The 14,718-nt window shown below is 69.2% G+C and carries 13 protein-coding genes; 4 read left to right on the forward strand and 9 right to left on the reverse strand.

What is annotated here, in order from left to right; all coding sequences use genetic code 11:
* Nucleotides 1-122: 122 nt before the first annotated feature.
* Nucleotides 123-1,028 (reverse strand): LysR substrate-binding domain-containing protein, encoded by a 906-nt coding sequence (locus tag ACS5PV_RS10140; RefSeq protein ID WP_455395210.1) that lies wholly within the window; start codon nt 1,026-1,028, stop codon nt 123-125.
* Nucleotides 1,029-1,246: 218 nt separating this feature from the next.
* On the opposite strand from ACS5PV_RS10140, the gene ACS5PV_RS10145 reads away from it, so the two are divergent.
* Nucleotides 1,247-2,272, forward strand: coding sequence for a TRAP transporter substrate-binding protein (locus ACS5PV_RS10145; RefSeq protein WP_455395211.1), 1,026 nt, complete (start codon nt 1,247-1,249; stop codon nt 2,270-2,272).
* A complete protein-coding gene (locus tag ACS5PV_RS10150) occupies nt 2,269-4,143 on the forward strand; it encodes a TRAP transporter large permease (protein ID WP_455395212.1) in 1,875 nt (624 codons plus the stop codon). Before ACS5PV_RS10145 ends, ACS5PV_RS10150 begins: the two co-directional genes overlap by 4 nt.
* 351 nt (nt 4,144-4,494) lie before the next feature.
* Here the strand turns inward: ACS5PV_RS10150 and ACS5PV_RS10155 are convergent, their stop codons facing one another.
* The 8 genes from ACS5PV_RS10155 to ACS5PV_RS10190 all read right to left on the reverse strand — a co-directional run bounded on the left by ACS5PV_RS10155 (nt 4,495) and on the right by ACS5PV_RS10190 (nt 11,398).
* Nucleotides 4,495-5,481, reverse strand: a complete 987-nt coding sequence (locus tag ACS5PV_RS10155) for an NAD-dependent epimerase/dehydratase family protein (protein WP_455395213.1) — start codon at nt 5,479-5,481, stop codon at nt 4,495-4,497.
* Nucleotides 5,482-5,526: 45 nt separating this feature from the next.
* Nucleotides 5,527-6,201 (reverse strand): amino acid ABC transporter permease, encoded by a 675-nt coding sequence (locus ACS5PV_RS10160; protein WP_455395214.1) that lies wholly within the window; start codon nt 6,199-6,201, stop codon nt 5,527-5,529.
* Nucleotides 6,202-6,211: 10 nt separating this feature from the next.
* Nucleotides 6,212-6,883, reverse strand: a complete 672-nt coding sequence (locus ACS5PV_RS10165) for an amino acid ABC transporter permease (protein ID WP_455395215.1) — start codon at nt 6,881-6,883, stop codon at nt 6,212-6,214.
* Between the two features lie 251 nt (nt 6,884-7,134).
* Nucleotides 7,135-7,998 carry a substrate-binding periplasmic protein gene (locus tag ACS5PV_RS10170; RefSeq protein WP_455395216.1) on the reverse strand — a complete coding sequence of 288 codons (864 nt, stop codon included), beginning with the start codon at nt 7,996-7,998 and terminating at the stop codon, nt 7,135-7,137.
* A 39-nt stretch (nt 7,999-8,037) separates the two neighbouring features.
* Complete coding sequence (locus ACS5PV_RS10175) at nt 8,038-8,946, reverse strand: allantoinase PuuE (protein ID WP_455395217.1); 909 nt, start codon at nt 8,944-8,946, stop codon at nt 8,038-8,040.
* Nucleotides 8,943-9,476, reverse strand: coding sequence for an ureidoglycolate lyase (locus ACS5PV_RS10180; protein ID WP_455395218.1), 534 nt, complete (start codon nt 9,474-9,476; stop codon nt 8,943-8,945). Before ACS5PV_RS10180 ends, ACS5PV_RS10175 begins: the two co-directional genes overlap by 4 nt.
* Nucleotides 9,473-10,150, reverse strand: coding sequence for a GntR family transcriptional regulator (locus ACS5PV_RS10185; protein WP_455395219.1), 678 nt, complete (start codon nt 10,148-10,150; stop codon nt 9,473-9,475). The genes ACS5PV_RS10180 and ACS5PV_RS10185 overlap by 4 nt, the downstream gene beginning before the upstream one ends.
* Before the next feature lie 447 nt (nt 10,151-10,597).
* Nucleotides 10,598-11,398 carry an IclR family transcriptional regulator domain-containing protein gene (locus ACS5PV_RS10190; RefSeq protein ID WP_455395220.1) on the reverse strand — a complete coding sequence of 267 codons (801 nt, stop codon included), beginning with the start codon at nt 11,396-11,398 and terminating at the stop codon, nt 10,598-10,600.
* Nucleotides 11,399-11,734: 336 nt separating this feature from the next.
* Here ACS5PV_RS10190 and ACS5PV_RS10195 point away from each other — a divergent pair, with 336 nt between their 5' ends.
* Both ACS5PV_RS10195 and ACS5PV_RS10200 read left to right on the forward strand, forming a co-directional pair.
* Nucleotides 11,735-13,117, forward strand: coding sequence for an aromatic ring-hydroxylating dioxygenase subunit alpha (locus tag ACS5PV_RS10195; RefSeq protein WP_455395221.1), 1,383 nt, complete (start codon nt 11,735-11,737; stop codon nt 13,115-13,117).
* A gap of 144 nt (nt 13,118-13,261) precedes the next feature.
* Entirely contained in the window at nt 13,262-14,698 is a 1,437-nt protein-coding gene (locus tag ACS5PV_RS10200; RefSeq protein ID WP_455395222.1) for a glutamine synthetase family protein, read from the forward strand.
* Nucleotides 14,699-14,718: the final 20 nt, after the last annotated feature.

Genomic DNA, 14,718 nt, shown 5'->3' on the forward strand with positions numbered 1-14,718 from the left:
CGGCGCGATCCCGCGAGAGCGGCCTGCGAGCACGGTCGAGCGGGCGGGATCCAACGACCGGAACGCTAGAAGCCGAATCCGTGAAGGACAATCCAGTTTTCCGAGCCGACCATGAAGCGGCGCTAAAGGCTCGCGGCGTCCCGCTCCAACGCCCAGGCGTCGCGCTCGCGCCGGATCCAGTCGAGGAAGGCGCGGACCTTGCGGTGGCGCAGGTGGTCGGGCGGGCACGTCACCCACTGGGTGACGAGGGCGATCCGCGGCGGTGCGGCGAGCGGGCAGGCCAAGCGCCCGGCCCGCAGGTCGCCCCACAGCATCAGGTCGCTCTCGAGCGCGACGCCGAGCCCGCCGGCGGCGGCGTCGATCGCCATGTGCGTCCGGTCGAACAGGAGGCGGCGCCAGCGCGCCGCCGGCACCGAGCCCGCGAGCTTGAACCAGTGCGCCCACTGCACCTGCGACTTCACCGAGTGGATCAAGAGGTGGCGGGACAGGTCCGCCGCCGCGAGGCTGCCGGGCGCGGCGAGCGTGGGAGCGCAGACCGGCCGGAAGCGTTCCTCCACCAGCCCCTCGGCGAACAGGCCGGGCCAGCCGCCGGTGCCGTGGCGGATCTCGATGTCGACGTTCTCCTTCTGGAACGCGGTCGGCTCGTTGGTGCCGTCGAGGCGCAGCTCGATGTCCGGATGCGCCGTGATGAAGCTGGCGAGCCGCGGCAGCAGCCACTTCGTCGACAGGCTCGGGGTCGCCCGCACGGTCAGCGTCGTCACCGAGCGGAAGCCCTGGATGCGCTCCGTCGCCTCCATGATTCGGTCGATCTCGGCCCCGATCATCTCGAAGTAGCGCTCGCCGGCTTCCGTCAGCACGATGTTGCGGCCGGCCTTGCCGATGAGCGCTGTGCCGAGGCTGAGCTCCAGCGCCTGGATCTGCTGGCTCACCGCCGAGGGCGTGACGCCGAGATCCTCCGCCGCCCGGGTGATGCTGCCGGAGCGGGCGACGGCGTGGAAGACCGTGATGGCGCGGAGCGGGACCGTCATCCCGACACTGTAGCGGAGCTACACGGATGCGCAAATAATCTGGATTGTCCTACATGGACGCTCTTCCGTAGTGTCGGTTCCCAGCGAGGCGGGACGCCCCGGAACAGGGGCGCCGCACAAGGGAGGACGACGAGCGCCAAGCCTCGCGCCTCCTCCGCCTCGGCCTGAACGATGCCGCACCGCGAGCCCCGCGGATGCCGGTGCGCCGGAGGAAACCCATGACGTCCAAGCCCGAAGCCGGACCCTCGCGCCGCCTGTTCCTGGCCGGCGCCGCCGCCGTGCCGCTCGTCGCGATCCGCACCCGGCCGGCGCGCGCCGCCGAGTTCACCTACAAGCTCGCCACCGGCCAGTCCCTGACCCAGCCGATCAACGCCCGGCTCGAGCAGGCCTGCGCCCGCATCCGCGAGGCCTCCGGCGGGCGGATGGAGATGAAGTTCTTCCCGGCAAGCCAGCTCGGCTCGGACACCGACCTGATCACCCAGGTCCGCAGCGGCGGGATCGAGTTCCTCAACATCGCCGGCTCGGTGATCTCGACCGTCGCAGCCGGCGCGGCGATCACCAATGTGGGCTTCGCCTTCTCCGACTACGACCAGGTCTGGCGCGGGGTCGACGGTCCGATCGGCCAGTACGTCCGGGCCCAGGTCGAGAAGGCCGGCCTCGTCATCCCCGCCAAGGCCGCCGACAACAGCTTCCGGCAGATCACCTCGGGCGCCAAACCGATCAAGACGCCCGACGACCTCAAGGGCTACCGCATCCGCGTGCCGGTGGCGCCGATCTTCACCTCGCTGTTCTCGGCGCTGGGCGCGAGCCCGACCTCGATCAACTTCAACGAGCTCTACACCGCGCTGCAGACGCGCCTCGTCGACGGCCAGGAGAACGGCCTCGTGGCGATCGAGGCCGGCAAGCTCTACGAGGTGCAGAAATACGTCTCGGAGACCAACCACATCTGGGATCCCTTCTGGATCGTGGCCAACCGGCGCGCCTTCGGGAAGCTGCCCGAAGCGCTCCAGGAGATCGTCCGGCGCGAGCTCGACCGCGCCGCCACCGAGCAGCGCGAGGACGTGGTGCGCCTCGGCGGCACGCTCAAGACCCAGCTCGCCGGCCGCGGCCTCGTCTTCGAGAGCGCCGACAAGGCGGCGTTCCGCAAGGCACTGACCCAGGCCGGCTTCTACCGCGACTGGAAGGAGAAGTTCGGGCCCGAGGCCTGGAAGGCGCTCGAGGCCGTGACCGGGGGGCTGGCATGAGCGCGCTCGCCGACACCCACGCGGGCGCCCGGCCTGCCGCCCTGCCCGCCGACTGGCTCGCCTCCGCCGAGCGGGCCCTGCGCCTCGTCGTGGAGGTGCCGGCGGCGGTCCTCGTCGCCGCCGAGGCGGTCATCCTGTTCGCCGGCATCGTCTCGCGGGCGATCGGGCACTCGATCATCTGGAGCGACGAACTCGCCTCGATCCTGTTCCTGTGGCTCGCGATGCTCGGCAGCGTCGTGGCGGTGCAGCGCGGCGAGCACATGCGGCTGACCTTCGTGGTCGGCGGGCTGTCGCCGCGCGCCCGGGCCTGGTGCGAGGCGCTCGCCATCGGCACCGTCTTCGCCTTCCTGGTGCTGCTGATGCACGCCGCCTACGACTACACCGAGGACCAGTCCTTCGTGGAGACGCCGGCGCTCGGCTGGTCGGGCACCGTGCGGGCCCTCGCCGTGCCGGTCGGCTTCGTGCTGGCGCTGCTCGCCTGCGCCTTGCGCCTCGCCCGCCACCGCCCGGCCGACCTCCTCGGCGTCGGCGCCGTGCTCCTCGGCCTCGTCGGGCTCCTCGCCCTCGGCGCGCCGGTGCTCACCGGCATGGGCAACTGGGCGCTGCTCGTATTCTTCGTCGGGCTCCTCGGGGTCGGGATCCTCGCCGGCGTGCCGATCGCGTTCTCGTTCGCGCTCGCGACCTCCGCCTACCTCCTCACCACCACCTCGACGCCGCTCACCATCGTGGTCGGGCGGATGGACGAGGGGATGAGCAGCCTGATCCTGCTCGCCATCCCGCTCTTCGTGCTGCTCGGCCAGCTCGTCGACGCGACCGGGATGGCGCGGGTGATGGTGGCCTTCCTCGCCTCGCTGCTCGGCCACGTGCGGGCCGGCATGTCCTACGTGCTGCTCGGCGCGATGCTGCTCGTGTCGGGGATCTCCGGCTCGAAGACCGCCGACATGGCGGCGGTGGCGCCCGTGCTGTTTCCCGAGATGCGCAAGCGCGGGATGAAGGACGGCGAGCTGCTCTCGATCCTCGCCGCCTCGGGGGCGATGAGCGAGACGATCCCGCCCTCGATCGTGCTGATCGCCATCGCGTCGGCGACCGGCGTCTCGATCGCCGCCCTGTTCACGGCCGGGATCCTGCCGGCCCTGGTGCTCGCCCTGGTGCTGGCAGCCGTGGCCCGCTACCGCGCCGGGCGGGAGGAGGACGCGGTCGTCATCCCGCGCGCGCCCGCCTCGGTGGTGAAGAAGACCCTGCTGATCGCGCTGCCGGCCCTGCTGCTGCCGTTCCTGATCCGCACCGCGGTGGTGGAGGGCGTCGCGACGGCGACCGAGGTCTCGACCATCGGCATCGCCTATTCGCTGGTGCTCGGCCTCGTCATCTATCGCGGCGGGCTGAAGTGGCGGGAGGTGATCCCGATGCTGGCGCGGACCGCCTCGCTGTCGGGGGCGATCCTGTTCATCGTCGGGGCGGCGAGCGCGATGGCCTGGGCGCTGACCCAGTCCGGCTTCTCGCACGACCTCGCCCGGGCGATGGCGGCGGTGCCCGGTGGCAAGACCGGGTTCCTGCTGATCTCGGTGGTGGCCTTCATCGTGCTCGGCAGCCTGCTCGAAGGCATCCCGGCCATCGTCCTGTTCGGCCCGCTGCTGTTCCCGATCGCGCACCAGTTCGGGATCCACGAGGTGCATTACAGCATGATCGTGATCCTGGCGATGGGACTGGGCCTCTTCGCCCCGCCCTTCGGCCTCTGCTACTACGCCGCCTGCATCATCGGCGGAGTGGCGCCCGAGGCCGGGATGCGCCGGATCTGGATCTATCTCGGCGCGCTGTTCCTCGGCCTCCTGGTCCTCACCTTCGTGCCGTGGTTCTCGATCGGGTTCCTCTGAGAGACCAAGAGCAACGATCGCGCGAAGTCCGGGGGCAGCGCTTCCGGGCTTCGCGGTTTTCGTTTTCGCGGAGCGTCCGGTCGGGTCTCGCTTGCCGATGAGCGCAGACCGGATCGCGACGCTCATGGCCGAGGCGTTCGCCGCGAGATCACGGCGTGATGGTCAGCGTCAGGGTGGCGGGATAGAGGAACCCCAATGACCGGAAGCACTTAGAACCGGCCATCATGGACACAGGTCGTGATGGACCGCCTCGGGTCAGGAACTCGTATTCGCCATCCCGGATTTATGCCGGCGATCGCCGCCGATTGCGATGTATTTTCTCGCGCTGAGATCGAAAACATACTGATCAATTCATAATGCTGCCTCAATAGAAAGGCCCTCGACCCAGCCGAGATAATCCATGGCCTGCGCATCGAGGTCGACGCCCGGCCGAAAACCCGTCTCTGCCGCGATGCTCCGGGTTGCCATCGCCGCCCGATCCTGCGCGAGATTGTAGCGGATATCGGGTTCCTCACCCTCGTGGGCCATGCGCCAGCCGGCGTGCAGCCCGGCCCGGCCGAGTGCGGCGCACCAGTGCGGCAGGTCGCTCATCCGGCCGGCCCCGAGATTGTAGAGCGGGCAGGTCAGCCTGTCGCTGCGCAGGAGCGCGGCGAGGCCGGCGCCGGCATCCCGTGAATAGAGCCAGTCCGCGCGCATCGGGCGCGGCAGGACGATCGACCGGCCCCGGCGGGCGGCGGCGAGGATCTGACGGTGGGGGCTCATCGCGTCGCGCAGGCCGGTGGCGTATTCCCACGGCCCGAAGACCGGGCCGAGACGAACGACCCTCGTGTCCAGCCCGTGCAGAGCGCCGAGACGCAGAGCCGCCTGCTCGGCGGCGAGCTTGGAGATGCCGTAGAGCGTCGCCGGCGCCGGCGCCGAGCCCGCCTCCTCGTAGAGGCCCGAGGCGGCGGGTGGAGAGAAGCCGTAGACGGCGACCGAACTGACGACGACCACCCGTGCGAGGCCGGCCGCCGCAGCGCGCTCGATGGCATTGACCGTGCCGCCGATATTGACGTCGAGGATGGTGCGGGCCTCGCGCATCTCCCGCTCCGGTCCCGGCGTGATCGCGGCGGCATGCACGAGATGGGTGGCCCCGCACGTCACGAGTGCCGCATCCAGCGCGTCGGCCGAGCGGACATCGCCCGTGACGACGCGCAGGCGCTCGCAGGCGAGCCGTCCGGCCAGTGCGTCAGGCGGTGCCGCGGCGGAGAAGAGGCAGACCTCCGCCCCATCCGCCAGCAGCCTTTCCGCCAGGGCGAGGCCGACGAAGCCGCTGCCGCCGGTGATCAGAACCTTCATGGTCGCTTCCGTGCCGCGAGACATGGCCGAACGTTGTCTCCCGCCTCAGCGCTGCATCTGCGCGCGCCGCTCCAGCACCGCGACCCAGCGCGCGAAAGGCCAGAGCAGGACGACGTAGATCGCCGCGGCCGCCATCAGCGGCGTCGGGTTGTAGGTCTGCTCCTGGGCGACGCGGGCCGAGCGCAGCAGCTCCGGCAGCGCCACGAGAGCCGCGATGGACGTCGTCTTGACCAGTTCGAGCGAGTTGCTGGCAAAGGGGGCCAGCGCCTTGCGCAGCGCCTGCGGCAGAACGATGAGAGCGATCACGTGCCAGCCGCGCAGGCCGAGCGACCGGCCCGCCTCGCGCTGTCCTCTGGGGATCGACTCGATGCCGGCACGGAAAATCTCACCGAAATACCCGGAGTTGTTCAGCGCGATCGCCAGGACCGCCGCGGTGAAACCTCCCAGCTTGAGGCCGAGGAGCGGCAGCCCGTAGAAGATCAGCACGAGCAACACCACCACCGGAAACGCCCGCACGAGGTCGATATAGCAAATCAGGAAAATGTTCAGCGCGCGATTGTGGAAAGAATAGGCTATCGCCAATGCCAGTCCCCACAGGATCGAGAGAGGCAGGGCGACGACCGCCAGCAAGATCGTGAATTGCAGCCCTTGCAACAGCAGCGGATAGATCTGGATGAGCGAGTCGAGGTTGAGGAAGTTTTCCGTGAAGAGTTCGAGCATGCCCCTCTCCTCAATGCCCAGGCCCGAAGCGTCTCTCGACCGCTCGGCTGAGTGCGACGAGCGGAAGGAACAGCGCCAGATAGAGGAGCGCCGCGAGCGTCAGCGGTGACGGATTGGCGACGATCGCCATGACGCTCTGCGCCTGGCCGAGCGTTTCGGGCAGGGAGATCGCGGTTCCCAGAGCCGTGCCCTTGCCGATGGCGATCGCCCGGTTGGTCAGCATCGGTAGGGCGAGGCGGAAGGCCTGGGGGAGGACGACCAGAGCCAGCACGTGGCGCGGCCGCAATCCGAGCGCGCGGGCGGCGTCGCCCTGGCCCCTCGGTACGGCGAGCATCGCCGACCAGAAGATTTCCGCCGCGAAGGCCGACAGGACCATGCCCAGCGCCAGGACCATCGTGACGAAGGGCGACAGCGCGAGCCCCGCATAGGGCAGGCCGAAATAGATGACGATGATGACGACGAGTTGCGGCAGCGTCCGGAAGGCATCGACATAGACGACGATCAGCAGGTCGACCACGCGGATGCGCAGCGTGCGCAGCAGGGCCAGTCCGAGGCCGCCCGAGACTCCGGACGCGATCACCAGCACGGTGACCAGCACGGTGATGCCGAACCCCCGCAGCACGGCGGGAAAGGCCTCCGCCATGACGTGCAGATTGAAGTAGTTGTCGACGATCCGGTCCATGCTGCGCTCGGACGAGTCGGGAGACGGGAGCCGCCGGCCTCGCTTCCGACATTGTGTGAGGCCTGAGCAGATTTCGCCGAAGTGGATGCCGGTTCGGCGCCAAAAATCGGCGGCAAAACAAGAACCTGAGCGGACGAAACGTTGGCCTGCCAAGGCAAGTCTGCTTGGCCGCTCATGGCCGGGTGCTGAACACGGAAGGGCTTTGCCTCACCGGCAACCGCCCCGCCGCAGGACGATCACTTGCAGGCCGGTCACTTGCAGGCCGGAGCATGCGGCGTCGGATCGTAATTCTTGAAGCCCGGGGCGCCGTAGCCGGGATAGACGACGTCGATCGAGGTTCCCTTCTCGGGCGCGGTGCCGTACCACTTCTCGTAGAGCCTCGCGAGCCAGCCCTCGGCCTTCAGGCACTCGATCACGGCCTCGACCTTGTCGCGATACGCGACGCTCTCGAGCCGGAAGGCATAGCCGAAATTGCGACCGTTGAAGTCCTTGAACGCGACGGTGAGCGCCTTGTTGCGGCTGGCGGCATAGACGGTGGTCGGGATCTCGTTCAACGCGGCGAAGGAACGTCGCGTGATCACCGACTGCACCGTGTCGGGAAAGCTGTCGTAGCGCTGCACCTCGAAGCCGTATCTCTCGGCGTTCGCGGTGGCCCAGGTGTCCGAGATCGTGCCGCGATTGACCGAGACCGACTTGCCCTTGAGGTCCTCGAACCCCTTCATCGTCTCGCCGGCGCGCGTCAGGAAGCCGTTTCCGGTGGCGAAGAACGGTTCGGTGAACAGCATGCGCTCGGCCCGCTCCGCCGTGATGTTCAGCGGATTCACCGTGAACTCGATGCGCTTGGCAAAGAGCGCGGCGAACAGCCCGGAGAACGGCACGTCGACGATCTCGACGCCGGGCCGCCCGAGCCGTTTGGCGATCTCGACGATGAGGTCGTTGCCGAAGCCCTCGGGACCGCCGGCGCCGCGCATGATCCACGGCGCGACGCCGAAATCGGTCCCCACGACGAGGGTCTTGCCGCCCGGGTGATCCGCCTCCTGCGCAACGGCGGGCAGAGCGGCGAGGCCGAGCACGATCGCACCGGCCGCGACCCGGCGGCAAAGACGTCCGATCATCGTTGATTCCTTCTTTCGATGGTGCCCTGAAGGCGGTGCTCAGACGGCAGGCGGATGCATCTCCCGCCAGTGGCGGGCGATCTCGACGCGTCGGCAGACCCAGACGTCCTCGTGTCGCAGCACGTGATCGAGGAAGCGTTCGAGCCCGGCGGCACGCCCGGGATGCCCGGCGATCCGCAGGTGCAGGCCGACGGACATCATCCGCGGCTGCTGCGCGCCCTCGCGATACAGCATGTCGAAACTGTCCCGCAGGCTCTCGAAGAAGTCGTTCGCCGTCGCGGCGTGACCGGCGATGAACTTCGCGTCGTTGGTCACGAGGCTGTAGGGCAGGACGAGGTGGTTTCGTCCCAGGACCTGCGTCCAGTACGGGATTTCGTCGTTATAGGCGTCGGAATCGTAGACAAAGGAGCCGTTCTCGACGAGAAGCCGCCGCGTATTGACGCTCGGTCCGTAGCGGCAGTACCAGCCGTCCGGTCCCCGCCCTGTCGTCCGTTTCAGGCTCTCGACGGTCCGCGCGATCCTCTCCCGCTCCTCGTCCTCGCTCAGGTCCTGGTGGCGTTCCCAGCGCCAGCCGTGGGCGCAGACGTCGTAGCCCCGCGCCGCGATCTCGACGCAGGCCGCCGGGTTGCGCTCGAGGGCGAGCGCGCAGGCAAAGACCGTCGCCGGCAGGCCGCGCTCGGCGAGCAGGCGGTTGATGCGCCAGAAGCCGACACGGCTGCCGTACTCGAACATCGACTCGGCGGCGAGGTCGCGGCCCTCGAAGCCCCCTCCCCCCTCGGTGAGGCGCGTCTCGCTCAGGCCGTCCCCATCCGGAAACGAGGCTTCGGACCCCTCCTCGACATTGATGGCGAGGTTGAGCGCGAGCCGGGCGCCGTGCGGCCAGCGCGGATGCGGCGGGGTCGCGCCATACCCGATGAAGTCACGCGTGAGGTGAACGTCCCTGTTCATCCGTCGGTGCCTCCGGCAAGCGCCCTCACCGGGCGGACGATGACGGGATCCGCGAGGGTGAGGAAGACGTCGTCGTCGTCACGCCCGGTCTTGTGCATCAGCACGGCGAACTGCGCCGGCCCGTCGAGGATCGTCATGCCGTGATGCCAGACGCCGCGGCGGTAGGTGACGCCCTGACCCGGCTCAGCGAGGAAGGCGCGCAGCGTCTCGAGGTCCGGTCCGCCGCCGTCGTCGCTCTGCGCCACGATGGCGAGATAGCGCGCGCCGGTGAGCGGCAGGAAGGTCTGAGCCGAGAAGGGGTGCCGTTCGAGCAGCGTCACCGTCAGAGGCAGCGTACCGACCTCGTCGACGCGCGAAACCCAGAAACTCGCCTGTCCCGCCTCGGTCGCGTGGTCGAGGACCTGCGGGAAGAACCGGCGCCGCTCATTCCCCGCGTGAGCGATGACGTCGCCGAAGGGCTCGAACGTCGCGGCCGTCAGCGGCTCGATCGCGACGGTGAGACCGGGTCGTGGCTCGGCCGGCATGATCATCGCCCGATCCCGAAGACCGCGAGGAAAGCGGCACGGCTGTTGCCGAGATGCACCGCCATCGCATGCCGGGCTTCTGCCGGGTCACCGCGGACGAGAGCGTCGAGAATGGCGACATGCTCCGCTCTCGCCGTCTCGAACCGGCCCGACACGTCCTCCAGCGGCGACATGTGGATGCGCCGGCGGGCATCGCCCACGATCCTGGCCAGGGACTGGTTGCCGCAATGCTCGACGACGAGGTCGTGGATGCGGTCGCCGAGCTGCCAGGCGAGCAGACTGGGCTCCTGGGGATCGATGTCGAGGAGCCTTCGACGCAGGCCGATCGCCACGTCGAGCGCGACGCGACCGGCTGCCTGCGCGGCGGCTTCCGGCTCCAGCAGCTGTCGCACGGCCAGCAACTCCAGCACCTCGCCCGCGCCGACCTCGCAGACCGCGAGCGAGCCGTTGGGGAGACGTTCGAGATAGCCCTCGCCGAGGAGCCGACTCAGCGCGTTGCGCAGAGGCGTGCGGGATACCGACATGGCGTCCGCCAGGCCGCGCTCGTCCATCTGCCGTCCCGGCCGGTACTCGCGCCGCTCGATCCCCCGCAGCAGGCGCAGATAGACCTGAGTCGTGATGCCGCCCTCGGCAGGCGGCAGCGGCACGATGTTGCTCGGTACCGGCTCTTCGACGGCCATGAGGCAATGGCTCCAGCGGTGGTATCCCACGTTAGGCAGCCAGACCGGTGGCGTAAAGCCCCTCATACTGGCATAACTTGCCAAAAATCGTCTTCGCCTAAATTATACTCCTGGACTGCCCAGCCTTTGACCATTAAGATCGATTTGGTATCCCAGGCGACGCGAACCCCGATGACGTCGCGATGCGCGGCCTCACCGCCGGGGCCGGCACCAGCCGCGAGGAGCCTGCTGCGGTGGCCGGTCCCGATCCGGGGAAGACCGGCCCGCTCCGCTTGAGATGATCCTGGCGGATCGTTCGCTTCCCGGTCGAATGCTCGAGCCGATCCTGCCGGATCGCAGTCGCACCGGGACGATCGGCTCCGCTCGGGCGTGCGAAGCCTATGGCTTCACCGCGCGAGCTCCGCCGCGTGGAGCGGTCGGAACGATGACCGGACGCCCTGCGCCGTCTCACACCATCTGGGGTCCCAGGACCGCCGCGACGTCGCGCAGGACGGGCAGGAACGTCTCCAGCATCCGCTCCACCGCGACCCGGTCGACATTCGCACCGGCATTCAGAGCACAGACGACCCGCCCGTCGTAGCGCCGCACCGGCACCGCGAGGGAGCGGTATCCCACCTCGGCCTCCTGGTCGACGAGCGAGTAGCCTCGCTCGCGGTCGCGGTGGATGGCGGTCCGCAGGGCAGCGCGGTCGACGAGGGTCTGCGGCGTCAGCGGCTCGGGCCGGATGCGCTCCAGGAACGCGGCGAGGTCGCCGTCGTCGAGACCGCCGAGGAGGACCCGCCCCATCGAGCTGCAATAGGCCGGGATCCGGTAGCCGATGTCGACGCCCACGCCGAGCAGGCGGGTCGGCCCGGCGCGGGCGATGAACACGATGTCGTCCCCGTCCAGGATCGCCGCCGAGCAGGCCTCGTTGAGCTGGCCCGCGACCCGCTCGACGGCCTGCTGCAGCGTCGCCGACAGGCTGTTGGAGGCCAGGTAGGCGGTCGCCAGCGACAGGACCTTGGGCGTCAGCTGGAACAGCCGTCCGTCCGACCGCACGTAGCCGAGGCGGTCGAGGGTGTGGAGCGCCCGCCGCACCGTGGCCCGCGGGAGATCCACCTCCCGGGCGACGTCGGCCAGCGTCATCATCGGACGCTCGGCACCGAAGGCCGAGATCACCCGCAATCCCCGCGCCAGGGCCTCGGAGAAGTCCGGGCCGTGCTCGTCGACGAGTCGCTGTTCGGTCTCGGAACGTCTGACGCGCGGCATGGAACGGCCTCTAGAGCATTTTCCGACGAAGTGGATACCGGTTCGTCGAAGGTATGCGGCAAAACAAGGACTTAGAGAGCTTCGCGATTGCAGCGCGATCGTGAAGTGCTCTGGTGCGGCATCCGGTGCGATGAGCCGAGCCCCTGTGCGTGGCCCGGCGCGGCCTGGCAAGAGCCGCGATCGTGGGCGCCGGACGCCGCCGCGTTGGGCGAGGCCTGCCCACCGATCGTGCTTGCAACCCGTCCAAACCAACTTAAAATCGAACATGTGTTCGTTCAACGAACAAGCCGATGAGCCCGAGCGAATGCGGGCAGACGCTCGCCGGAGGCCGCCGCCATGATGAGCCGTGAGCAGAACGACCACATCACCCGCAGCGGACCGGGGACGCCGCTCGGCACGCTGATGCGCCGCTACTGGCAGCCGGCCGCCCTCGTGGACGAGGTGCAGGGCGAGCGCCCCGTGGTGCCGGTGCGGCTGCTCGGCGAGAACTTCGTGCTGTTTCGCGACGAGGCCGGGCGCTACGGCCTCCTCGACCGCGACTGCCCGCATCGGGGCGCCGACCTCGCCTTCGGCCGGCTCGAACATGGAGGCTTGCGCTGCGCCTTCCACGGCTGGCTGTTCGACGTGGAGGGACGCTGCCTCGAGACGCCCGCCGAGCCGGCGGGCAGCAGGCTCTGCCAGAACGTCCGGCAGCGCGCCTATCCGGTGATCGCGCGCAGCGGGATCCTGTTTGCCTATCTGGGCGAGGGCGAGCCGCCCGCCTTTCCCGAACTCGACTGCTTCCTCGCGCCCGACGCCTACACCTTCGCGTTCAAGGGCCTGTTCGAGTGCAACTGGCTGCAGGCGCTCGAGGTCGGGATCGACCCGGCGCACGCCTCCTTCCTGCACCGCTTCTTCGAGGACGAGGACACCGCCGCCTCCTACGGCAAGCAGTTCCGCGCCGCGTCGGCCGACAGCGAGCTGCCGATGACGAAGATCCTGCGCGAGTACGACCGGCCGATCATCAATGTCGAGCGCACGGAGTACGGCATGCGGCTGATCGCCTTGCGCGAGATCGACCAGGAGCGCACCCACGTCCGCGTCACGAACCAGGTCTTTCCGCACGCCTTCGTCATTCCGATGTCGGCGGACATGACGATCACGCAGTGGCACGTCCCGGTCGACGATGAGCATTGCTACTGGTACGCGATCTTCACGAGCTACGGAGCGCCGGTCGACAAGCAGCGGATGCGCGACCAGCGCCTGGAACTCTATGAGCTGCCCGAGTACCGCTCGCGCAAGAACAAGACCAACGATTACGGGTTCGATCCGCACGAGCAGGCCCATTCGACCTATACGGGGATGGGCCTCGACATCAACGTCCACGACCAGTGGGCCGTCGAGTCGATGGGGCCGATCCAGGACCGGACGCGCGAGCATCTCGGGCAGTCGGACAAGGCCATCATCCTCTACCGCCGCATCCTGCGCGAGCAGATCGACAAGGCCGCCTCGGGCGACTCCCCGCTGATGGTGCTCGACGCGCGGCACGCAAGAAGCATCCAGGGCCCCGCGACGATGGACGGGATCGGCCCGTCGAAGGGCTGGGAGACCTACTGGATGGACGTGGACGTGCGCCGCCGCCGCGGAGCACCGTGGATGCCCGCCCTCCCCTCCGACGGGAACCCCGACCTCGCCCCGCAGGCCGCGTCCGCCGCGCCGCGCCGGGACGCGGCCGAGTAGGGCGGCGCCCGGAGCGCTTCACGATCGCGCTGCCATCGCGGAGCTCTCCGGGTCCCTGATTGTGCCGCATTTTCCGCGACGAGCCGGTACCCCATCCGTCGGAAAAATGCCCCAGATCGCCGCCCGAGCCGGAGGAGGACGGCCGTGACATTCGTACAGGACCATGGATTGTGGAGCACCGCGCAGGCCGACGCGGCCCGCGAGGTGCGCGAGCGGTGCGACCCGGACCGGATCGACACCGTGCGCCTGTCCTTCCCCGACCAGCACGGGATCCTGCGGGGCAAGACGCTCGTCGCCGCCGAGGCCGTCAAGGCGCTCGAGGCCGGGTGCGCGATCACCACGACGATGCTCGCCAAGGACACCTCGCACCGCACCGTCTTTCCGGTCTTCAGCGCCGGCGGCGGCTTCGGGATGCGGGAGATGGAGGGCGCGGCCGACGTCGTCATGGTGCCCGACCCCACGACGTTCCGGACGCTGCCGTGGGCGCCGCGGACCGGGTGGCTGCTCTGTGACCTCTACTTCCGCGACGGCCGTCCCGTCCCCTTCGCCACGCGCGGCCTCTACCGTTCCGTCCTCGACACGCTGTCCGGGCGGTCGCTCGACTACGTCGCGGGGCTCGAGGTCGAGTTCCACGTCTTCAAGCTCGACGATCCCCGCATGGCGCCGAACGATGCCGGCCAGCCCGGGACGCCGCCCGACGTCAGCCTGATCTCGCACGGCTACCAGTACCTGACCGAGCAGCGCTACGACCAGGTCGAGCCGGTCCTGGAGATCCTGCGCAAGGACATCGTCGCCCTCGGCCTGCCGCTGCGCTCGATCGAGGTCGAGTACGGTCCGAGCCAGTGCGAGTTCACCTTCCAGCCGACGACCGGCATGGTGCCCGCCGACCTGATGGTGCTGTTTCGCAGCGCGGTGAAGCAGATCTGCCGCCGCCACGGCTACCACGCCACCTTCATGTGCCGGCCCCGCATCCCGAACGTGGTCTCGTCGGGCTGGCACCTGCACCAGTCGCTGCGCGACCTCCGGACGGGGGCGAACGCCTTCGTGCCCACCGAGGGCCCCGGGCCGCTCTCGGCCTTCGGCATGGGGTTCCTGGGCGGGCTCTTGACCCATGCGCGCGCCTCGGGCGTCTTCACGACGCCGACCATCAACGGCTACAAGCGCTACCGGTCCTACTCGCTCGCGCCCGACCGCGCCGTCTGGGGCTGCGACAACCGCGGGGTGATGATCCGCGTCCTCGGCGGCCCGGGCGACCCGGCCACGCGGCTGGAGAACCGGGTCGGCGAGCCGGCGGCGAACCCCTACCTCTACATGGCGTCGCAGATCCTCGCCGGGCTCGACGGCGCCGACCGGGGCCTCGATCCCGGACCGAGCGCCGACACGCCCTACGAGGCCGTGGCGCCGCTGCTGCCGAAGTCGCTGCGGGAGGCGGTCCATGCCTTGCACGAGGATCCGTTCTTTCGCGGCGCCCTCGGCTCCTCGTTCGTCGACTACTACACGCACATCAAGAATGCGGAGATCGAGCGCTTCCAGGCCGAGGTCACCGACTGGGAGCAGCGCGAGTATTTCGAGATCTTCTGATCGACCGATCGTCCGGTCGA

The organism is Methylobacterium sp. Gmos1, assembly GCF_053764715.1.

Coding starts and splice junctions, on each gene's coding strand:
- ACS5PV_RS10145 (WP_455395211.1), top strand. CDS start 1,247: ATGACGTCCAAGCCCGAAGCCGGACCCTCGCGCCGCCTGTTCCTGGCC.
- ACS5PV_RS10170 (WP_455395216.1), bottom strand. CDS start 7,998: ATGATCGGACGTCTTTGCCGCCGGGTCGCGGCCGGTGCGATCGTGCTC.
- ACS5PV_RS10185 (WP_455395219.1), bottom strand. CDS start 10,150: ATGGCCGTCGAAGAGCCGGTACCGAGCAACATCGTGCCGCTGCCGCCT.
- ACS5PV_RS10180 (WP_455395218.1), bottom strand. CDS start 9,476: ATGATCATGCCGGCCGAGCCACGACCCGGTCTCACCGTCGCGATCGAG.
- ACS5PV_RS10155 (WP_455395213.1), bottom strand. CDS start 5,481: ATGAAGGTTCTGATCACCGGCGGCAGCGGCTTCGTCGGCCTCGCCCTG.
- ACS5PV_RS10150 (WP_455395212.1), top strand. CDS start 2,269: ATGAGCGCGCTCGCCGACACCCACGCGGGCGCCCGGCCTGCCGCCCTG.
- ACS5PV_RS10190 (WP_455395220.1), bottom strand. CDS start 11,398: ATGCCGCGCGTCAGACGTTCCGAGACCGAACAGCGACTCGTCGACGAG.
- ACS5PV_RS10165 (WP_455395215.1), bottom strand. CDS start 6,883: ATGGACCGGATCGTCGACAACTACTTCAATCTGCACGTCATGGCGGAG.
- ACS5PV_RS10160 (WP_455395214.1), bottom strand. CDS start 6,201: ATGCTCGAACTCTTCACGGAAAACTTCCTCAACCTCGACTCGCTCATC.
- ACS5PV_RS10195 (WP_455395221.1), top strand. CDS start 11,735: ATGATGAGCCGTGAGCAGAACGACCACATCACCCGCAGCGGACCGGGG.
- ACS5PV_RS10175 (WP_455395217.1), bottom strand. CDS start 8,946: ATGAACAGGGACGTTCACCTCACGCGTGACTTCATCGGGTATGGCGCG.
- ACS5PV_RS10140 (WP_455395210.1), bottom strand. CDS start 1,028: ATGACGGTCCCGCTCCGCGCCATCACGGTCTTCCACGCCGTCGCCCGC.